Here is a 21,890-nt window from a genome sequence, read left to right as displayed (position 1 = left end):
ATAAAAAGCGAAACGCCTATTTTTTACCGGCCGGTAAGAAATAGGCGTTTTTTATGAGCTTTTTCTGCAACGATTCTATTCAGGGTGTCGAATCGATTGAATTTTAAGCACCAGCGCTAAACGATCTTTTACTTGGAGTTTCTCCAGTAAATTGTGAACATGCGATTTTACCGTGCGCTCAGTAACAAAAAACAACTCCGCAATTTCTTTATTGGTTTTGCCTTGCAAAATCGCCTCAGCAGTTTCAATTTCACGCGCCGTGAGTCCTTGTTTCCATTCATCACTCCCCTGCTTTTCCTGTTGAACATTTTCTATAAATGCCGACATAACAGAATGGCCTAACCAGACATTTCCTTGCTGAACAACATCAATCACTTGGCACACATTCTTGGGATGTGTATCGCTGGCAATATAACCCTTAACACCGAGTTTAAAAAATCTTAAACCTTCATCCGGTGAGGGGTGATCAGAAACTATAACCACATCTGACTGTTGATCCTGACAAAGCGTAATCCAAGACTCAATCGGATGATTCACATGCCAATGAATAAAAACAACACTGCGCGACGGGCACTGGAAAGTCTCCACCGATGCATCACAATCAAGATGCTGTAATTTCAGGTCTGGAATCGCCGTTAACCAACTAGCAAAGCGTGTTCGTTGATGGCTTAACAGCAGAATGGACTGTAACTTCTCCTGTGTAAGCATTAGGACTCTCTCAACGCCAAATCTTTGGTCTTTAAAATCGGTTTTAACAGATAATCAAGAATTGTCTGCTTGCCGACAATCACATCGACACTCGCCATCATGCCGGGCATCAAATAAAGCGGTTTGTCTTGTGAACCCAAAAAGTTTTTGTTGGTTCGAATGCGTGCGAGGTAATAACTATTGCCCTCTTCATCGGTAATGGTATCGGCGGACACTTGTTCGACTTCACCATCGAGACCACCATAAATGGCGAAATCATAAGCCGTGAATTTCACTTTAGCCTTCAAACCGGCATAGATAAAACCGATATCGGAAGGTTGAATTCGTGTTTCCAATACTAGCGAGTCGTCAACCGGTACAATCTTCGCCAGATTGCTTCCTGGTTGCACCACCTCACTTAGCGTATTAACTAATAACTCGGAAATTACACCACTGACAGGTGAGCGAATTTGAGTTCGTTGTACCTTATCTTCCAAGGCCACATTTGCACTCTCTAATTGTGAGATTTTGGCCAAAGTTTCATTGAGGGCTTCTTGGGCTTCATTGCGACTTTTTTGTTTAATCTCAGCAATTTTTTGCTGGGTTTCATTAATCAATGAGCGATATTTCGGGACGGACTGCTGAACCGAGTTCAGTTTTCCAAAGGTATCGTTTCGTTCTCGCTTGGTTTTCAACAAGTCAACTTCAGAAGCAAAGCCTTGACGGACTAAGGGACTCATCATTTCAATTTCTTGATCAAGCAGTGTTAAGGAATTATTGAGTTGTTTCTCTTGATCATAGGCATTATCCAATTCGGTTTGGTGCTGAATGACTTGTTGTTGAATTATGCGAATGGAAATATCGGTCTGTTTTTGACGCTCATTAAACAAGCTGAGTTCACGTTGATAAAGCTCACGCTCAAAGTCTGATTCAAACGATTTTGGGGTCACAAATTTCTGGCCGGTGGCTTCAGCTTGCAAACGCTCCGATTTGGCCTTCAAGGCTTGAACCTCAAACAGCTTTTCACTAAATGAGCTGGCAAACTGGGTGTTATCCAACTGAATCAAAACCTGTCCTTGCTGCACCGAGTCGCCCGACTTCACAAGGATTTGATCAATAATCCCGCCTTCCAAGTTCTGCACTAACTGGACTTTACTGGATGGCACCACCTTCCCTTCACCGCGGACAATCTTATCGAGTTCCGCCATATTCGCCCAGACAATCAGCCAGATGACCACCAACAAAATCACCCACACCATCCAGACCGATTTGCGTGTCGGTTTTTCCAAGGCCGCCTGACTGAGACTGGAAATATACTCTATGTCTGCCTTGTCAATTTTGGGTGGCTTTATCGGCGAGCTCATTTTGACGCTCCTTTTGAAACCATCTTCACATTTAAGCTTTTTAGCACTTCGTCTTTCGGGCCATCAGAAAGGAGTCTTCCATCTTCTAGCACCAATAAACGATCTACCAAAACCAACAAGCTCATTTTATGCGTCACCAACAGCGTTGTGGCCTCTGATTGCACCTTTTGTAACCGCTGAATCAACTTCTGTTCGGTCTTTCCATCCATGGCATTGGTTGGCTCATCCATCATTAAAAATGGCGCATCAAGTAATAAAGCTCTGGCAATCCCAATACTCTGTCGTTGTCCCCCGGAGAGATTACTTCCTCCTTCATTGACCGCCAAAGCATATCCAGACGGATGTCTGCGCACGAAATCATCCACCCCGGCTAATTTTGAGGCCTTCAGCAACACATCGTCTTCAACAAAAGGTGCACGATAAACAATGTTTTCTCGGATATCTCCTCGGAACAAAACCACATCTTGCGGCACATAATTCATGTTACGACGTAGCTCAGCCGGATCGAGCTGATTAATATCGATGCCGTCAATTAAGATACTTCCAGAATCGACTGGATAGAAACCAAGGATTAGTTTTTCAATGGTTGATTTCCCTGAACCAATCCTCCCAATAATGCCCACTCGCTCACGCGGTTTGATTTTAAACGTGACATTATTGAGGGTCGGCTTAGATTCACCGGGGTAAGTAAAGGTCACATTGACAAATTCAATCGCGCCTTCAAAAACAGGATGCTCGATAAACCGCTTATCGTTTGGACGTTCAATTTCCTTGGCCATTAAAGCATCAAGCGACTCAAAAGCGGTTTTGGTTTGTTGATAAGCGCCCAATAAACTGGCCACTTGTCCCATCGGTGAAATCGCTCTTTGACTCAAAATGACGGCCGCAATTAAACCGCCCATGGTTAAAGCCCCATCTTGAATTAAATAGACCCCAGCAAGCACTACGAGTACGGTGCTCATCTGCTGCATATACCCTGTCATTCGTGAGACGGAACTTTGCAGCATTTTGGACTTTAGACTGGTGCGCGCAATCTCGCCAACGGCCTGTTCCCATTTCCATTGCATACGTGATTCAACGCCGAGCGCTTTAATCGTCGGCATGGCGCTGAGCGTTTCAATCAGTACACTGTTTTTTTGGTTTTGTGCCTCAAATGTCGCTTCGATACTCTTTTGAATTGGCCCTTTTAAGGCGAGACTGTATATCACCATCACCAAGATAATCAGAATAGGCACCCAAACAATTTGACCGGCGATATAGAAAATCACCGTCAGGAAAATAATCACAAAGGGTAAATCCACCAAAGCCGCAATCGTACTTGAGGTCAGAAAGCTTCTGATGCTGTCGAATTCTTTGAGGTTATTAGCAAAAGCACCAATGGTCCCTGTTCGGTTGGAAGACGTTAACCCAAGTGTCTGTTCAAACAGCTTGGCCGAAATCAGTACATCACTTTTTTTAGCGGCAATTTCTAAAAAATAACTGCGTAAGTATTTGAGCAAAATATCAAACAGGTAGACTACACTAATGCCAATGACCAGCACCCAGAGAGATTCCATGGCATTATTCGGGACAATCCGGTCATAGACATTCATCACAAACAAAGGGTTCGCGAGAACAAACAGATTGATGACAAAGGAAGCAATCAGCACGTCGCGATAAATCGGTCGACTGAGCCATACGGTTGACCAAAACCAATGACCATTGTTTGAATCAATCAGAGTTTCTTGTTTGTGGATTCGCTGATGGCTATGAGTCAAATAAATCGCATACCCTAGATAATCTTCTTTCAGACTATGCAGTGAGACCTTTTTCCAGCCATCGGGAGCATCACTAAAAATCACCAAAGCTTCGGATCTTTCGTAGTCAACGGACTGTAATAAACATGCCTTTTGGTCTTTTAGCGTCAAAATACAAGGCAACACCAAAGAGGGAATTTCATCCAATGTTCGTTTTTTAAAACTGGCATTCAGCTGTGCACGACGCGCCGCCCGAATAAACAAATCCGGAGTTAAACGTCCCGATTCAATCGGCAAGCCGGCGACTAACGCATCTTTTGAATAAGGATGCTGTGTCTGCTTGGTGTAAATAACAAGGCATTCAAGCAAGGCATCTTGAATTTCAATATGTTCAGAGTCTTTATCGGATATTTCCGTTATTTGCTGTTCATTCATATTGGCATCGGCGTTCCAAAGAAATACCCTTGGAAAAACTTAATTCCAGATTTACGGAAAGCTTCCATCTGTTCAGCATTTTCAATGGACATTGCCAGAACTTCAATATCCAAGCTTGTTGCCATTTCGCAAATACTAGCGACATATGACTGCGTTTGAACATCCGATTCAATACGTTCACTAAAGGCGCCATCGAGTTTAATGTAATTGGGACGAAGTATTTTCAAAAAATGCATATTCGAAGCATGCATCCCGATGCGATCAATCCCCACTTCAAAACCTAACTGTTTTAATTCTTTGAAAATCACTCCGCTGGCTTTCAGGTGTGATTGAACGGCATTTTCAGGGAACTCAAACGCTAAGTTTAAACCTTTGGCCTGCTGTAGGATCGGTCTCAAAGAATCAAATAATTTTGGGTCATCCAGAATAACGCGACTCAGATTGATCGAGTAAGTAATATCTACCGGCCGGTCAGTTAGGCTGGCAATCACAAGCTTTAAAACCAACTGGTCTATTTCAATCTGGCGATTTAATTGCTCCACTGCTGGCATAAAGAAAGCCGCAGACTTCATATTCCCCTGTTCATCTTGCATTCGAATCAACAATTCACTGTCATGAATCTGTTGTTTATGGTCAAACGAAGATTGCTTGAATAAATGAAAACGATCATCTTCAATCGCTTTATCCAGACGAGTTTCCCAACTTGCGTCCGACTCCGCAGCCTGTTTTTGATCGCTTTGGATTCTTACCGGCCGGTGATGATCCTCATCTGCTTGTTTAATTAAGACATCCATTTGGGTAAACAGCTCAGCCCGCGACTGTTTTGGGCTGAATTCAATCATGGCAACACTGATGTCTACCGGTAGCTCTTCTAAATTAAGGGCCGTCGCAGCTTGTTGCGGCAATTCGATTAAGCCTAATGCTTTATCTCGAATGCTGTTTGGTTTCTGATTGGGAATCACTGCCAGTAACTCAATACCATTTAAGCGCACAAAAATACTGTCCTGCGAGTCCAATTGTTCAGAAAAATGCTTGGCAATATGTTTGATAAAATCGTTACCCAATTGATAACCGTAACGATCATTCAGCTCTTTTAAACCGTTGAGTTTGAGTAAGCACATTGAACCTTCAGCTGTGCGCTCATTCTCATCCACCAGCCGGTTAAAAATCATGTCGAAGTAATGGCGATTATTCAGACCCGTTACCGTATCTTGGTAGGCCATCAAACGTAATTTCTCAGCGACTTGCGCTTCACGCTCAAACACTTTCTCTAATTTGGAAACCATGTCATTCATGGCAATCACCAAGTTTTTGAACTCCGTGGTGTCAGGAATCTCTTCTTGCAAGATGTACTCTTTGATGACAATCGCTTTCGCCTGCTGCTCAACTTTTTGCAAAGGTCTGAGTAACACTTTAATGGCAAGATAAGCACTGATTAGAAAAACAATTGCCGCGATTAAAAAATATTGCAGAATTTCTTTAAATGACACCCAAAGTTCAATATAGGCATAACCTTCATGCCCTTTGACTTCAAGGTTTCCGATTGGCATCCAGCCCGATTGAACCACCGCGCTCGCCGTTGGAATATGCAGCTCAATCGCATTGACAAACCAGGAAGGAATATCCTCGTTTAGCTCATTATTGACGCGTTGATAGATGGACTTTCCATCCATATCAATCAATTCTATTCGCTCAAAGTGACCTCGATCAAAAACCGCATCAATCATGGCATGAATACTGGATGGTTCTTCCAAATTGGCCACGGAACTCAAAGACAACCCGAGCGAAGTCGCAGTATCGTTTGCATGGGATTGCAGTTGCTTTTCAAGAAAGGCCTGCGTATTCGACATATTCAAGCTAAAAGTTCCGACCAGCAATACCATCAGCATCAGACTGAGAAACCCTAAAATTTTTGACTTAAAACTCATGAAACCATCCTTTGTAACTGGGTTGAGACCAGTTATTTCACTATGCCTTTCTGCATTCGGTTAAGCATCTGACTCCATTGATGCATTGAACTTGCAAAGTCTTTTTTGGAAGCACTTTGCGATCCGCTATTCAAATCTCGACCACTGAAACTGTAGATAGGAATCAAATCACTGCGCGCGCTGGCTTTCAAAATTCGATCTGTCAGGCTATCCAGAATGAGCGGTTCTGATTTGGGCGAGCGAAAGTAAGTTAATACAATGTGTGATTTTTTAAGACGTGTTGAAGTAACATACGAGAAATAGATTTTTTTCTCATCGACACCTAATGCAATGAGACTGAAATATTTGGCAATGGCGAAATCTTCCGCATCCCCTTTATCTTTTGCCAAGAACTCCGCTGGGGTTGCCCAAAAATCTTTCTTTTTCCAAGCTACTGAGTCTTCAGTAAAGGTCACCTTACTGAAAAAATCATTCACCAAGTTAAGTTTGAGGCGTTCTGGACGGCTTTGGTTAGTCTCGATTAACTCTTTCAACGCAGAAAGCCTGCGTGCGGCAAGCTCACCATATTGAGTTCTGGCTTTACCAATTTCAGTATCGGAAACCACTTGAGTTGGTACTGCGCTATAGGCTGGAAACGCCAAAAAGACGCAGAATACCAGCCATTTTAAAATTCCAAACCCATTCATGCTTTTAACAGACTACTCAGCAATCAAAACCTTTCACCTATGGTAATACAAGTTGGGCGTTTTCTGGAAGTTGATTGCTTGGCATAACTTCTAAATGAATTCGGCGATTTTGTTGTCGACCATTCGCAGAGGTGTTGCTTGCGATAGGCTGTGATTCTCCTGCTCCTAGAAGGTAAATGCGACTTGCTTCAAATAGTGGTGACTCTGAAACTAAATACTTTTTAACGCTAGACGCTCGATTCCAAGATAAAGTCATATTGTCTGATTCTTTACCAATAGCATCTGTATGACCGGTAATCAGTAACACTTCTTCAGTTTCTAAATCTTTGAGAGCTTTAATATCTTGTTGCAGAAAATCAACTTGATCATCACGGATTTCATAAGAGCCAGTATCAAAAACAATATTCGCTAGAGCAATAGCTTCAGGAATACAGCCATTATGGTTCACTTTGCTACCGGCCGGTGTGTTTGGGCATTGGTCATCTGAATTCATCACACCGTCTTTATCCAAATCATTATCAATTTTACAACCTTGCGCATCGACTAATGTGCCAAGCGGCGTTAATGGACATTTATCATTTGGATCAATAACACCATCATCATCGCTATCCGCTGCACAACCAAGAAAGTTTACCGGCCGGTTACTTGGCGTATCCGGACATTGATCATTGTGATCAAACACGCCATCTCTGTCCGTATCCAGCTCGCACCCTATTGAGTTCACACCTTGTTTTCGGTTGGAGTTATGGCATTGATCGCTAGCCGTTTTAACTTGGTCATAATCCAAGTCTTTATAAAGCTGAGTGACATCATCATGTGACATTTCTTTATCAGCGATGACTTGTTCGCTGCTTAGCTGTGGACTGGAAGTTTCTTGCGCGGAAACGGTAAAGCTTGTCATTAAGGCCGCGGTCATTGGTAACCAGATGTATTTCATGGAAAAACCTTTTATCTTTTTTGTCTGCTTTTTGGGCAAAAATCATTGTTTAGCGTTATTGACGTCAGTGATACGTTTGTTTGCTTGTTCTAACATCAAATCTGACAATTGCTTTGCAATTCTCTCAAACGCAGCTTGTCTGACATCTTTTTGTCCTGCATTTTCAATATTGACTTGCGTACTAAAAGCTTTAAAAAGTTTTGAATCACGATCTTTGAATTCAAAGTCACCAATAACTTCTAAACCACCTTCAACTTCATAAGCTTCCACAAAATATTGCAAAATTAATGATGGACGACGTGCAGAAACATTTAATCCTTCTGCTTTTAGCTGGGTTTTAAGTTGCGACTCAAACACTTGCGTTTCGGGAGTTAAAGCATCAACACTGATAACAAAACTATTAAACAGACTGTTCAGTTGCAAATCGATTAACTCAGCCATTCGATCATTTTTTAGCACAACCGGTTGTTGACTATCCGCCTCGACTGCCAACTTCAGTGCTTTACGCTCTTCAAGCACCGGAAGCGCAGGGATCAATGACCAAAGTTGCTCAAACTCACTCCCTTTAAAACTTGCATGTTTGTATGCTTCAAGCTTTTGATCAAGTTCATTCAGCCTTTGAAGAAGACTAGCACCCTGAGTTTCAGAGCCATTCACAGCAGACTCTAAATCACTCATGTCTAAATTCAATTCACTACGAACCACTTGTCGCACTTTACTTTCAAAACTATCTACAGCAATCACACCGCTGTTTCGATGTGCTAATAAACTTTGCTCGTAGGCAGCCTGCAAACTGATTTCAGACGATTGTTGAGCAACAGCCGTTGGTGTTTCAGAATCAGTTTTCGTATTAGTTCCGCTACAAGCAGTCAATAATGCACCACTACTGGCCAACATAAAGCCGAATAAAATTGGGTTAACTTTGTTTTTCATGAATATTCTCACCAGTTACTTATTTAGCGCTTCGACAGTTTTCGTTTCAATGAAATCGTAGTTGATATTTAAGCTTGGCAATAAATGCCCCATACCTGCTAACACACGATATTCGGCATTCAATAGCTCAAATTCACTCGTTATCAAGTTTTTCGTCGCACTGTAATATTCATTTTCGGTATTCAACAAGTCAAGAAGCGTTCTTCTGCCAAGAGTAAATTGTTTACGATAGCCAGTTAAGGTGTCGTAGGTAAGCTTGATGTGCTGTTCGATAAAATCTAACTGCTTTTCAACATACGTTCGTGCGTTCCATGCAAATCGAAGATTTTCAATGATCTGACGGCGCGTATTATCGCGGACTTCAACTGCCGCTTGATATTCATGATGAGTACGATCAATGCCTGCTGAATCGCGCCCTCCGTTGTAAAGGTTATAACGCACACGCAACATGGCTTGAAAGTATTCGTTTTTCCCTTTTACTCCTGCCAAGTTTTCATCAAAGGTTCGTTCGACTTCTAGGTCAACCCTAGGTAAATGAAAACGATCAGCAGCCTTAAATTGGAATTTTGTTTCAGCGACATCACTATTCGCTTCTTTTGCAGTTGGATGCTCTTTTAAGGCAATGTCGGTCGCTTCTTCTAACGTTGTAGGCAACTCAAACTTGAAAACAGGCTTAACTAACATATTGTCTGGATTTCGGCCTAATGTACGTCGAAAACGTGCTTGAGCATCATAGAAATTGTTTTCTGCCGCTGCATAATTCGATTCTGCTAATGCGAGTCGAGCTCGCGCTTGGTCAACTTCAACCTGGTTACCAATCCCAGCGTTATTTCTTTGAATAATCTGATCCAGAATTTTTTGATGCGTTCGCATATTGTCTTTCGCAAGCTGCGACAGCTCTTGCTCTTTTAGCATATCAATATAAGCTTGCACCATCGCAAGACCAACATCATTTGCCGTTGAAATCACTGAATGCGCTTGCGCATTCGCTCGGTACTCTTGGCGCTTGATTTCGTTTTTGTCACCAAAACCATTAAATAGATTTTGCGTCACCGTAATGGAAGCTTCTTTACGGGTTAGGCCATCTCCAGTATTGTCGATGGTTTGATTATCGACTTCCTCATAACCAATTCCGGCATTCAAATCAATTTTCGGGTAGTAGCCACTTTCCGCACCTCTGACATCGGATTGAAACGAGTGGTAACGCTTAACTTCAGCTCTAAATTCAGGATTGTTGATAATGGCATCCTGAACAGTCTCTTCAAGTGTCATCGCTTGCGATGTTCCGATAACTCCAAGAAGTGACAAAGCGCAAGCAAATCGAACGTATGTATTTTTCATAAAAAGAATTAACCTTTGAGTTAATTTAATTGAGTAATTTTTCTGTCTTCTGACCCATTTCCAAAATAAATCTATTTTAAATCTTTGGTTAAGATACCTAATTTATTTGAAAAAATAGGAAAAAACGTTCATTGAAAAGGAAAAAATAAACATTTGTTTGAATTCTAATGTGATTATTAAGGGAATTGCTTGATATAGTCAAACCCAACTCTCATAATCCACCGGCCGGTAATCTCTCGGAAAAACTATTTTAGGCATCGGGCTTAAATTTAGAGGCTTTTCCAGATAATTTGATGCACACTCCTTAAAGTTAAATCAGCCAATGAAAATGTATAAGTAAGATGAATTCCTTAAAATTTCTAAACGTAAAAAGTATCTTTTTTTATTCGTTTTCCCTATTTTTACTGTTTTTGCCACTAAATTCACCCTATGCAATGACAAAAAATAGTGATTTAACTCACGTGAAACTGAGTTTGAAATGGACACACCAGTTCCAATTTGCAGGCTATTACATGGCAAAAGAGCTTGGTTATTATCGCCAAGCTGGGCTTGCTGTTGACTTTTTAGAAGCGGATGCATCCATTAATCCAATCAAACGAGTTCTGCGAGGAGAAGCAGAATTCGGTGTTGGCACGACAGATTTAATTAAAAAGTATGTGAACGGGGAACCTGTTGTTGTTCTGGGCGTGATTCTGCAACACTCACCGATTGGTTTAGTGACCACACGACCAGATATTAAATCTGTTGAGGATTTACGCGGTAAAAAAATAATGATCGAAGAAAACTCGGCAGAGCTGTTTGCATTTCTTGAAGCGAAAGGGTTGAAGGAAAGCGATTATATTTTACATAAGCACAAATTATCGCTGTCTGATTTAATTTCACAAAAAGTTGATGTTTCAAGCATTTATAAAACCACTGAGATTCCGGCTCTAGAATCCAAAAATATTGACTATCAAGCTTTTTATCCAATTAGCTCAGGCATTGATTTTTATGGAGATAATTTATTTACAACTCAAGACATGGTTGAAAACCATTTAGAGGTTGTAGAAGCATTTAGACAAGCAAGCTTTCGTGGTTGGCAATATGCTATGACCAACAAAGAAGAGACCATTCGTCATATATTAAGCACTTATGTGACCGACCGCACCTATGAACAGCTACAGTTCGAAGCCAACGTCATGGAAGAACTAATGCAAACAGATCGAATCTACCCCGGCAATATGACCAAATATCACTGGGAGCGTATTGCTAAAACTTATATGTCCGTCGGATTTATCGATTCTGTACCTAATTTGGATAATTTCATCTACCAATCAGAAACAAAGGTTGCCGAAATCTATCAAAAATTAATCTGGGCAGTCGTAGTCATCTCTTTTACTCTGCTTCTATTACTGGCATTAATTTATATTTCCCGTCGTTTCCACAAGCAGAAAAAACAATACCAAACCTTAGTACAAGAAGCACCAATTTCAATTTTGATTATCGATAAAACCAATCACGTACAGCACTGGAACCGACAAGCCGAAAAAACATTTGGCTGGCAAGCGAACGAAGTTATTGGCAAAAATATTTTGGACTTTTTAGTCGGCAAAAATAACCGTGAGGCAATTGCACAGCTATTTGAGGAAATTCGAGAATCAGGTAACCGTATTCAAACCATTAATGAAAATACGACCAAATCAGGGGAACTCATTAACTGTAATTGGACCAATTCTCGTTATGGTGAACCTCTCTTAGGACAAATGATTTGCATGGCAATCGATGTAACAGAATTTCTCGATGAAGTTGACTTTGAGCAGGTGAAAAAAGATGCTAAAACTATTGAGGATAAGCAAAAAAATACAGTTCAAGCATTAGATAAACAAAACATTAACAACAAGCAAGAACAAGACTTTGATGAAAAAACCCGATTAGCAGAAATCATGAACTTATCTCTAATAATGTGGCAAACTCACACTGGTAAAGGGAGGATAAAACTTGCTGAAAAAAGCCAGCTTTGGCGAGTAACAATTGATGGCAGCACCGCTAAAACACGTACCTTGGATAAATACCTGAGTCGAGAAACGATTCCAAACAATCCACGCTGGCGAAAAGTTATTGATACAGCAATTTTTGTCATGGGTCATGCTCCGGATTCAGAACAAAAGAAGCACTTGAATTCACTAATCGAAACATTTACTCGCTTCAAATCCAGTTCATAAAACTTGCTTCGGTTTTCGGTTAGGCGTTTGTTTAGATTTACACCTATGCCGAAAACCTTGATCCTGACTAACTAGATTCTAATTAATGACTACCTGAAATTAAATTTCCAGATCCACCCCATTTTTCCAAAGCGGCTCTGCCAGCTTTTAACGCTTTATCAGGCAAACCCAAAAACTCTTTACCTAAATCACGATAGTCCTTTAACTCTTGGGTGAGGTATTGCTCGTCGCTACTACTGTAAACAATGTAACTAGAGACCATAATTAGCGCAACCATTTGAGCATAGCCGTCATGGTTTTTAAGTTTTGCCACAAATTTTTTATCATGATGAAACATAACAGGTTTCACAATTTTATCAGGCATATCCCATTTTCGTCCTAGCACACTACTTAAAACAGCATGATCGGTTTGATAATACTGCGATTCACTCTCTGCCATGGTGAAAGGATTCGTTTTCAATTTCGCAATCCAATCATCATAGTTTGGATCATACCGTCTCATAAATAGATAACCTATATTTTGCAAAAGCCCCAGCATAAAGGCTTCGGAACGACTGACGTCATACACCCAATAACTGAGTTCAGCAGCGACAATTCCAGTTTGAACTCCCTCTTTCATAATTTCTTGATCACTCGGCTCTGTGACCAATAATCGACTCAAAACGGAGCTTAAAAATAGATTAAACAGATCACCCAGACCAATCAAATTCACCGCAGCCTTAGCATCTTTAATTTGCGTATCTTGATTGACCACATTACTGTTGGCAATTTTTAAAAAAAGAGAGAGATTTTCAGGATTTTTACTAATCAGGTTAGCGATAGTGACGGTATTGGGATATTTCTTTGTCAACTCTTCTTTAAGAAGCAGAACCTCTTGTGGAATCATCGGAAGGGATTGCCCCTTAAAAATATTTTTTGCATTACTGGCTTTTTCTTGCAGCGACAATTCCATTTACTATGCCTCAATACTCGACTTAGAATGGCTATCATCTCAAATACTTAGTGAATGCGTAATGTTTATTTAGCAAAATAAACATTACGAAATTTTATGAGGCAATGAAACTTATTAGAAATGTCTTAGCGGAAAAGCTCCGCTAGCTTTTCCCCAGGATTATCCGCGCGCATAAATGCCTCGCCTACTAAAAAAGTATTTACATGATGCTCACGCATTAAGGCCACATCTTCTGGGGAGTGGATCCCGGATTCAGTCACAACAATACGATCTTCAGGAATCTTGTCCAACATATTTAAAGTCGTTTGCAAAGAAACATCAAAGGTATGTAAATCACGATTATTAATCCCAATCATTGGCAAAGGCAATTGAAGAGCGCGGTCTAATTCTTCTTCGTTATGCACTTCAATCAACACATCCATGCCTAACTGCATAGCAGTTTGGGTTAACTCGTACATTTGTGCATCGCCAATTGCCGCTGCGATTAATAGAATGCAATCCGCACCAATCACACGCGCTTCATAAACTTGGTAATCGTCGACAATGAAGTCTTTACGGATAATTGGCAAATCGACCGCAGCACGCACCTGTTGTAGATACTCATTGGAGCCTTGGAAAAAATCTTTATCCGTCAAAACCGATAAGCAAGCTGCACCATGTTCCTGATAACTCTTGGCAATTTCAACAGGATCAAAATTCTCACGCAAAACACCTTTCGACGGCGAAGCTTTTTTGATTTCAGCAATCACGCCTGATTTGCCATCATCCAACTTGGCTTGAAGTGCTTCAGCAAACCCCTTAGTCGGCGAGGTTGCCATCATCAGTGCTTTTTGTTTCATTTCACGCAATGAAATCTTGTCACAACCCTCTTGAATCTCTTCGAGTTTGCGCAGAATAATCTTCTTTAAAATTGTCGGCGTATTCATCTTAAAAAACCTGTGTAAAAATCAGCGCATTAGTTTAGCACTTTTTACCCTAAGCACGAAGTTGACTGACGTCCATGAATATGACCAATCCAACAGCTGAAAAAAGCGACAAAAAACGGAGCTATTAACTCTACCGGCCGGTATAGAATGCTCAAGAGTCTACATTTCTCTAAGCCAATAGAAACTGAAACTTGGAATCACCAATGTGTTATTAAAAATTTCCGGCTTCTGACGTGTATGCAAATCAAACAGCTGACCTTGCTTATAAGTTCCCCAGCTAGCAACATCTTCAAGATCAAGCTTTTGCGGTTGGTCATTAAAATTGGCGACCACCAAAACCCTATCATGAAATTTTTGTGGGTTAAAACGATTAAAAACAAATAAATTTGGATTGCCGACATCAACCAGTTCGCGATTATTAAAATCGGAGAAGACATTAATCTCCTTGCGAATGGTAATCATCTTTTTAAGACCGTTAAAAATATCGTATTCAACAGTACAGGGCGTATGACGTTTTTCCGCTTTTACCCAATCAATATTCGGGCGATGTACCCAGCGATTGTCATCCATTTTATCGGGATCATCAAGATAGGTATCGTCATTAAGAGTGCCAATTTCGTCGCCGTAATACAACAATGGGATACCGCCAAACGACAATATCATGCTATGAAGCAACAATATCAATTTTACGGAGTTTTTCTGCGCATCAACATCACCGGTTTCGATTGCATACTGCAAGCCGACCAACGAGGCAAGTGAGCCTGAAATCCTTGAATCGCCGGTTTTAATATTTTCGGCAAAAGGCAATCCTCTGGCAAAAGAGTTCTCAAACCGGCCGGTAAGATAATCAATTAAGAAACGTCGATGCGATTGTGGTTCATATCCGGACTGGATAATATCTTTATCGTCAAACCCCAGTCCTATATCATCATGACAACGAACGTAGTTGAGCCAAGTAGCACGCTCCAGTTTATTCGGCAGACTTTTTATCCCTTGATTCAACAGGTTTGCATTTTTGGTTGCGACCGCATCCCATAAAAGCGCCATAAAAGTCGCGTTGTAAGCGATTTCACATTCTTTGGCAATGACTGCATCTTCACCAAAATATTTGGTAACTTCCGACGGGGCAACAATCGCTTCAGCGATAAACAACACGCCCGGTGCTGTTACCTGACAACAGTCTTTCAATAACTGTAAAATCAAATGCGCTTCATGCTCGTTCTGACAAGTACTACCCAACTTCTTCCAAAGAAAAGCAACGGCATCAAGACGCAGTATATCCGCGCCCTGATTTGCCCAGTAGAGAATCACGTCAAGCATTTCAATAAAAACGGCCGGATTGTTGTAATTCAAATCCCACTGATAGTTATTGAATACTGTCATCACCCAGCGTTGCATTTTTTCGTCCCAAGTAAAATTCCCAGGAGCGGTTTCAGGGAAGACTTCAAGCATGCTTTGCTCAAACATATCAGGAATATTGCGCGACTCAAAAGTGTAGTAATACTCAAGATAAGTCGAATCGCCAGTTCGCGCTTTCTCAGCCCATTCATGTTCATCGGATGTGTGATTTAGCACAACATCCATCGCCAACAGCATATCGCGAGAGCGCATCTCTTTGGAGAGGCTGCGTAAATCTTCCAACGACCCAACTCGATTGTCGATTTCGCGGAAATTACTGACAGCATAACCACCGTCGCTTTGGCCTTCAGGACATTCCATGATCGGCATAATATGTACCATATTGACGCCAAGCTCTTGAAAATAACTTAAATGAGATTGCATATCCTTAAGATCATCTGCAAACCCATTGGCATAAAGCGCCATACCAACCCACTTTTGATTCAAAAACCAGTTGTAATCACGCTCACGTTCAATATCCAGCTGTTTTAGTTCATCTTCACGCTTAATATATTGTCTGGCCATGGTTTCAACCAGTCTCTGTGCTTGTAAGTCAAAATCCTCTCGATTACCGTACAACTTAGCGAAAAGACCATGGATAGCATAAAAATTCGCCCCTAGACGCGTGTAAAAATGGCGCAAATCTTTTTGATAAATATCAGGTTTAATCCGGTTAAGGATATCATTTAACAATGAATGGGATATTTGCTCGTACATAGTGTTTTGTGATTCTCAAATGTAAAAAAGTAAATTGGGTTTTGGAGAACATTGAACTCAGTCATGATCTGTGTGATTCATCGGTATGCGCGCTAATACAGTTAATCAATTATCAACTGACTGATAAAAGCTCTGATCATTCGGTATCGCGCCACGTATTCCAATCACCTTAGAAGCAAACTTTTGTGCGATACTTATCGTCTTTTCAAGCGACCAGTCTCTAACTAGTCCGTGAATATAAATGGCAGTAAAGGCATCTCCGGCTCCCACGGTATCGACAAAATCTGCGATGTTTTCAGGCGTTTGCCTGACAAATCCATTTGAACTTAACACTGTTACGCCCTCTGCCCCTTGGGTCACAATAACTTGCTCGCAACCAAAGTATTCTTTAAATGTTTTCATAGCCAAATGAAGATCTGGATGATCAAATCCCAGTTCTCTTAGCTCATCAATATTGAGTTTGACCCATTTCGCTTGCTGAATCCATTCAAACAGAGACTCTTTATTCCACCAAGGCGCTCTTAAATTGACATCCAGAAAAATTTCCCACTGACCACTTTCACAAAGCTGTTGAAACTGTTGTTTAGCATAGTCACTTCTCAATGCTAACGAGCCGTGATAAAGAATCCCTTTCAAATGATCCAGCTGAAGCTCAGTTTGTTCGATAAAATCATAAGCACACTCTGCCTTAATATCGTAATGAGGCTCTTGGTCAATAAGCGTTACCTGTACCTGCCCAGTGGAATGCTTCCTATCGACCTGAATATTGTTTACGCTAATCCCCCAGTTCTGTGCCTGTCGCAAAATCTGTTCACCCAGTCGATCCTTACCAACCTTGGAGATAAACACCGGACTATCACCCAAAGCCTGTAAATGCCAGCAGATATTAAAAGGCGCCCCTCCCAATACCTGCTCTTGATTTCTCTCTAGATGACTCCCCTGACTAAAACAATCAAACAAGACTTCTCCAAAAATCGTAATCGGTTTATTCTGAGAATCCATTATTTTTTAAAGCCCCTTAAGATACCGTTGTTCAAATTCCGGTCGATAATGAAACACGCCCTGCAAAACTCCAGCACTATAATGGCCACTGTAACCTTCCAAATTTTCGGCCAGATAAAACTGCTTTTCAGTACCTTTAGATTGGACGATTTTCAGAGTCTGCTGCTTAAGATCATCCGTCGCATTGGCAACTAATACCGATGGCACTTTACTGATTAATACCTCCAAATCATTACCACTATCTCCGGCAAATATCACTTCATCAGCGGCATAATTCAAATGCGCTTGCAAAAACTCTATCGCATGCAACTTATTGGCTCTGGATGGCAAAATATCCAGCAAACCTGTCTGACTGGTTTCATCGATACTCCAAATCTTATTTACTGCACATTTCAGACTTTCAAGACGTTCAGAGACTCGCGCTAAACAAGTTGCTTCATTCAGCTTTTCAAGATCAATATAGAAGCTGATTTTATGCGGATTTTGTTTACTCTCTTCTTGCAAACGGATTCCATGGATTCCACTCAACAAATCCAGAACTGACTGAGGCTCAAGGTTTATCCAATCCTGATCAATTTCAACTTCCCAATCTCGCATTGATTGCCATTGTTGGTCATCACGAATCTGATAAATTCGCGTACCAACATCCGTAATCGCATAATCCGGCCAAGGCAATTCAAACTCCTCGATGGCATCCTGCACTAATTGCCGATGGCGCCCCGTTACATACACCAAAGTTACAGAAGGGTCGGCACAAAACTGTCTGAAATTTTGCCGTGCTTCAGGGGCTTCTAGTTGATGTCCATTAGGAATCACAGTGCGATCCATATCTGTACAAAGCAAAAGCTTCATTCTTCAACCTCTCCTGTGACATCACCTCTTTCAGGCGGTCGACATTTACCAAAGAAGTCATAATGCTCGATTGCCTCTATAATCCCCTCTTCATAAGAGTTTCTCGCATAATAAATTCGTTCAATTTCGTGCAATTGCGATAATTCTTCATCATGCCGGTTTGCGACCACTGCAGCCAATGTATTGCCTCGCATCATATCTTCGTCAGCACCCGAACCTCCGGCTACCAAGATACGATTCAACGGAATCTGCCAACGGTCAGCGACATAACGTAACGCCATACCTTTAGAAGCACGCATTGGCAAAACATCCAGATACTTGCCAAAAGAAAACTGTACATTTACCGAGTAATCTTCCTGATGTAATAACCCTTTAATATGTTCGACATCAGTGACTTCATTATTCATGTAATAGCTGATTTTAAAAGGCGTCTGCTCAGATTTAGGCTGACAGGTCAAACCGGGGTGCGTGTCCAATAAACTTTTAATTTTATGTCGCGGCCAATGGTAATCAATATGATTCATCCATGCCTTGTCGGTTGTCAGTTTCGGTGCATAATTAATCTCAGTACCTCCACTGGTAATCAAAATATCCGGTTCGGAAATCCGATATTGCTTAAGGAGACGCAAGGCCGAATCCAATCGACGACCAGTGGCGACAATAAACAATGTCGATTTTCGATTCTGTTTTAGTAGAGAGAGAAGCGATTTTAAGGAGTCAGGTTTCCCCATCAAATTCTGATCGAGGCAAGTTACCAGAGCTCTATCTTTGTAAACAGCAGAACGTCGTGTTGTTGGGCGATGCTCAAGCTGCTCTGCTTTTTCGATCAGCGGACAAATTAATTGCAGGTAACGCTGAGCATGTGCCGGCCACGCATAGTGCGCTTCTACACCTTTCAAGCCATTTTTGACCATTCGACGGGTTTGCGAAGGATTATCAAACATTTGTAATAATGCATCTGTAATGGTTTGTGGCTCCAATGGATCAATCAAAAGACCATTTTGGCAGTTGCCCATAATATCTCTAGGACCACCATCTTCAGTTGCAACCAGCGGTAATCCAGAAGCAGCCGCTTCAATCAGCGTTAACCCAAAAGGCTCGGTTAATGCCGGATTGACAAATACGCCTCCAGATGCAGCTGCAATCCGATAAATCAATTCAACTTCATCCCGACTATGGTGTTTCGGCAAAGCCACCTTGCCATATAAATCGTAGCGGTCAATCATTGACCAAATATCTTGAAATACTTGCTGAGCTCCTGATTCCAAATCTTCTACATCATCACGATTACCTGCCACAATCACCAAATTGGCGGTTTCCTGTAATCTTTCAGACAATCCATAAGCTTCAATTAAAGCGGCAATATTTTTGCGAGGATCTGGACGGGAAAGAGCGAGAATAATAGGCTTATCAGGATTTTTTAGAGAATACACCAATCGTTGTTGAAGAGGTGTTTCCAACTCACCACCAATTGGTGGTTTAAAGTGTTTTAAATCGGTTCCAGGCGGCAATACTCGCATCTGTTCAGGTTGATAAAAGTCGTAAATCTCATACTGCTCCTCAATCTCCTGATGAGTACTGGTAATCACCCTTTCAGCGGTCGCCAGTACATACTCTTCAGCATTAATCCGCCGAATCATATTATATTTCGACTCAATTTCTTCAGAGGATAAGCCCCTAGCAATTAAACGTGCACGCTTGACTCGACCTAGAGAGTGGCCGGTATGAATCAAAGGAATCGACATTTGATTAGCCAGCAAACTGCCAACGTAGCCTGCATCAGCATAATGGCTATGAAGAATATCCGGAAAGTGGTTCTGTTGCCGAAAATAATCTTTCATATTATCGGAAAAAGTATCAAGGTGATCCCAAAGCTGTTCTTTAAAAATATATTCATCTGGCCCAGCTTCAATGCGCACAATCGATAACTTATCGCTAATCTTTTCAATTGGCTGACGGTAATCATCATCCACGCAATCGTCTCTGACCAAACGAGTAAAAAGCTCAACTCGGCTAACTTCTGGGTTTTCCGCCAAAGCCTGAGCCAATTCAACCACGTAAAGTGTTTGACCACCGGTATCCGCATCTCGCCCCAACTCCAAATCTTTCCCACGAATAAGGCCGTGGACACTGATTAAGGCAATAGAAATATCACACCGCTGTTTATTCATAGAACTCCACTTAAAGACAATAAAAACCAAACCATTCAAAACGATTGCTGCTAAGGAAACTATGATTGAATCAGAGTTTCCTAAAAGCCTTTTACCACTTTACTTACGTAAAAACATGAATACAAGTGTAGAGAGTGCGAACTTTACCTTTCACCCTTATTGAGCTGAAGCTAAAACGTAAATGTTCCAATTCGGTGCAGGCGTATCGACAAATCATCTAAATCTGCGTTGTACCAACAAAATTCAGGCCAGCACTAGCTCTTATAAGGATAAATGCAAATCGGAATGGTCTAGCCACGAGATAAATCTTGTGTGGTTGAGATTAAGAAGAGGAAAGAAAATATATAGCCAGCGTGCTTATAGGAGAAGGTTATTCCAGTGCCTCAAACCGAAAATCATTCTGATATGAATCACTGAAATTTCGTTGGAATATTTTAGAAATATTCTCTACCGGCCGGTATTTGTGCCCAAACGGGTAGAAAAACCTAGTTGATTAAGACAATTAAAACGACTGACTCATTTCAATAAAATCATTCAGTTTTTTACGAGCTGAGCCTTCTGCAATCACTTTACGAGCGAGTTGAACACCTTCGGCAAAGCTTTCTGCAACACCAGAAACATAGATAGAAGCACCGGCATTTAGGCAAACAATATCGTGTGCAGCACCATCGGTATTTGAGAAAACAGACTGAATGATATTCAAACTTTCCTGAGCCGAATCCACCGATAATGAACTTAAATCTACATGATCCATATCATAATCACTTGGATCGATTTCCCATTGAGTAATCTCACCATTTTTGAGCTCTGTGACAAAAGACTTACTGGCTACAGAAATTTCATCTAAACCATCTTCGGCGGCAACTACCATGACATGCTTTGAACCTAAACGTTTGAGCACTTCAGCAAATACCGGTCCCAAATCCTTATTAAACACACCAATTACCTGAGCAGGCGCAGCCGCAGGGTTAGTAAGCGGCCCAAGAATGTTAAATATGGTGCGAACCCCCATAGTTTTACGTGCGTTAATGACATGCTTCATTGCGGAATGATGTGCCGGAGCAAACATAAAACCAAGGTTCAGCTCATTGACACAATGCGCGACTTGATTGGCCGTCAGATTCAAATTTACACCGGCGGCCTCTAAAACATCCGCACTCCCCGAGTTACTAGAAAACGAACGATTGCCATGTTTGGCGACCGTCGCGCCTGCGGCTGAAACAACAAACGCTGATGCGGTAGAAATATTAAACGTTTTAGCGCCATCACCACCAGTACCACAAGTATCAACTAAATGGGTTTTGTCATTAACATGTACTGCCGTCGCTAATGAACGCATTACCCTGACCGCCGCTGCGATTTCATCAACGGTTTCACTTTTCATGCGCAACGCTGCCAAAACCGCACCAATCTGTGCATCAGATGCCTCACCTGTCATCAATTGACGCATCACTGATTCCATCTCGTCGGAGGTCAAATCTTGACGATTCAAAAGTTTTTCTAAAGCGATTTTTAGTTCCATTATTTGTGTCCTTGAAAGCATGAGGGCTTTTAAACATTTACCGGCCGGTAGATATCACATTAAGGTGATGCTAGCAATCTCAACGGTTCTCTGTAAGAAAAA

Annotated in this window: 16 protein-coding genes; 1 reads left to right on the top strand and 15 read right to left on the bottom strand. The window is 41.4% G+C overall.

The features are described from left to right. Window positions 1–75 precede the first annotated feature (75 nt). From D9T12_RS01610 to D9T12_RS01575, 8 genes are read right to left on the bottom strand one after another with little or no spacing between them, the layout of a single operon-like run. On the bottom strand, window positions 76–708 hold the full coding sequence (locus tag D9T12_RS01610) for a response regulator transcription factor (protein WP_130536537.1): 633 nt from the start codon (window positions 706–708) through the stop codon (window positions 76–78). Further along, window positions 708–2,051, bottom strand: coding sequence for an HlyD family type I secretion periplasmic adaptor subunit (locus tag D9T12_RS01605; protein WP_240693209.1), 1,344 nt, complete (start codon window positions 2,049–2,051; stop codon window positions 708–710). The genes D9T12_RS01610 and D9T12_RS01605 overlap by 1 nt, the downstream gene beginning before the upstream one ends. Further along, a complete protein-coding gene (locus D9T12_RS01600) occupies window positions 2,048–4,222 on the bottom strand; it encodes a type I secretion system permease/ATPase (RefSeq protein ID WP_130536536.1) in 2,175 nt (724 codons plus the stop codon). The genes D9T12_RS01605 and D9T12_RS01600 overlap by 4 nt, the downstream gene beginning before the upstream one ends. Continuing rightward, window positions 4,219–6,150, bottom strand: a complete 1,932-nt coding sequence (locus tag D9T12_RS01595; protein ID WP_130536535.1) for a bifunctional diguanylate cyclase/phosphodiesterase — start codon at window positions 6,148–6,150, stop codon at window positions 4,219–4,221. The genes D9T12_RS01600 and D9T12_RS01595 overlap by 4 nt, the downstream gene beginning before the upstream one ends. 32 nt (window positions 6,151–6,182) lie before the next feature. Continuing rightward, window positions 6,183–6,836, bottom strand: a complete 654-nt coding sequence (locus D9T12_RS01590; RefSeq protein ID WP_130536534.1) for a transglutaminase-like cysteine peptidase — start codon at window positions 6,834–6,836, stop codon at window positions 6,183–6,185. Between the two features lie 37 nt (window positions 6,837–6,873). Then, window positions 6,874–7,773 (bottom strand): OmpA family protein, encoded by a 900-nt coding sequence (locus D9T12_RS01585; protein ID WP_130536533.1) that lies wholly within the window; start codon window positions 7,771–7,773, stop codon window positions 6,874–6,876. Window positions 7,774–7,815: 42 nt separating this feature from the next. Further along, window positions 7,816–8,706 (bottom strand): hypothetical protein, encoded by an 891-nt coding sequence (locus D9T12_RS01580; RefSeq protein ID WP_130536532.1) that lies wholly within the window; start codon window positions 8,704–8,706, stop codon window positions 7,816–7,818. Window positions 8,707–8,721: 15 nt separating this feature from the next. Next, window positions 8,722–10,047 (bottom strand): TolC family outer membrane protein, encoded by a 1,326-nt coding sequence (locus tag D9T12_RS01575; protein WP_130536531.1) that lies wholly within the window; start codon window positions 10,045–10,047, stop codon window positions 8,722–8,724. Between the two features lie 473 nt (window positions 10,048–10,520). Between D9T12_RS01575 and D9T12_RS01570 the strand changes: the two genes are divergently transcribed. Beyond that, a complete protein-coding gene (locus D9T12_RS01570; RefSeq protein ID WP_165395019.1) occupies window positions 10,521–12,248 on the top strand; it encodes an ABC transporter substrate-binding protein in 1,728 nt (575 codons plus the stop codon). Between the two features lie 82 nt (window positions 12,249–12,330). On the opposite strand, the gene D9T12_RS01565 is transcribed toward D9T12_RS01570, so the two are convergent. The 7 genes from D9T12_RS01565 to trpD all read right to left on the bottom strand — a co-directional run bounded on the left by D9T12_RS01565 (window position 12,331) and on the right by trpD (window position 21,788). Continuing rightward, window positions 12,331–13,200, bottom strand: coding sequence for an HDOD domain-containing protein (locus D9T12_RS01565; RefSeq protein ID WP_130536529.1), 870 nt, complete (start codon window positions 13,198–13,200; stop codon window positions 12,331–12,333). 125 nt (window positions 13,201–13,325) lie between these two features. Next, the gene (trpC, locus tag D9T12_RS01560; protein WP_130536528.1) at window positions 13,326–14,126 is read right to left on the bottom strand and encodes an indole-3-glycerol phosphate synthase TrpC; all 801 of its coding nucleotides are present in this window, start codon (window positions 14,124–14,126) and stop codon (window positions 13,326–13,328) included. Window positions 14,127–14,285: 159 nt separating this feature from the next. After that, window positions 14,286–16,241 (bottom strand): alpha-amylase family glycosyl hydrolase, encoded by a 1,956-nt coding sequence (locus D9T12_RS01555; RefSeq protein WP_130536527.1) that lies wholly within the window; start codon window positions 16,239–16,241, stop codon window positions 14,286–14,288. A gap of 105 nt (window positions 16,242–16,346) precedes the next feature. Further along, window positions 16,347–17,243, bottom strand: coding sequence for a PfkB family carbohydrate kinase (locus D9T12_RS01550; protein ID WP_130536526.1), 897 nt, complete (start codon window positions 17,241–17,243; stop codon window positions 16,347–16,349). 6 nt (window positions 17,244–17,249) lie between these two features. Continuing rightward, window positions 17,250–18,095, bottom strand: a complete 846-nt coding sequence (locus tag D9T12_RS01545) for an HAD-IIB family hydrolase (protein WP_130536525.1) — start codon at window positions 18,093–18,095, stop codon at window positions 17,250–17,252. Further along, window positions 18,092–20,266 (bottom strand): HAD-IIB family hydrolase, encoded by a 2,175-nt coding sequence (locus tag D9T12_RS01540; RefSeq protein ID WP_130536524.1) that lies wholly within the window; start codon window positions 20,264–20,266, stop codon window positions 18,092–18,094. The genes D9T12_RS01545 and D9T12_RS01540 overlap by 4 nt, the downstream gene beginning before the upstream one ends. A gap of 502 nt (window positions 20,267–20,768) precedes the next feature. Then, window positions 20,769–21,788, bottom strand: coding sequence for an anthranilate phosphoribosyltransferase (trpD, locus tag D9T12_RS01535; RefSeq protein WP_130536523.1), 1,020 nt, complete (start codon window positions 21,786–21,788; stop codon window positions 20,769–20,771). Window positions 21,789–21,890: the final 102 nt, after the last annotated feature.

The sequence above is a fragment of the Thiomicrorhabdus indica genome, from assembly GCF_004293625.1.
Lineage (GTDB): Bacteria > Pseudomonadota > Gammaproteobacteria > Thiomicrospirales > Thiomicrospiraceae > Thiomicrorhabdus > Thiomicrorhabdus indica.
The sequence above is the reverse complement of the archived record's forward strand: the minus strand, read 5'-3'. Positions and strand labels throughout refer to the sequence as shown.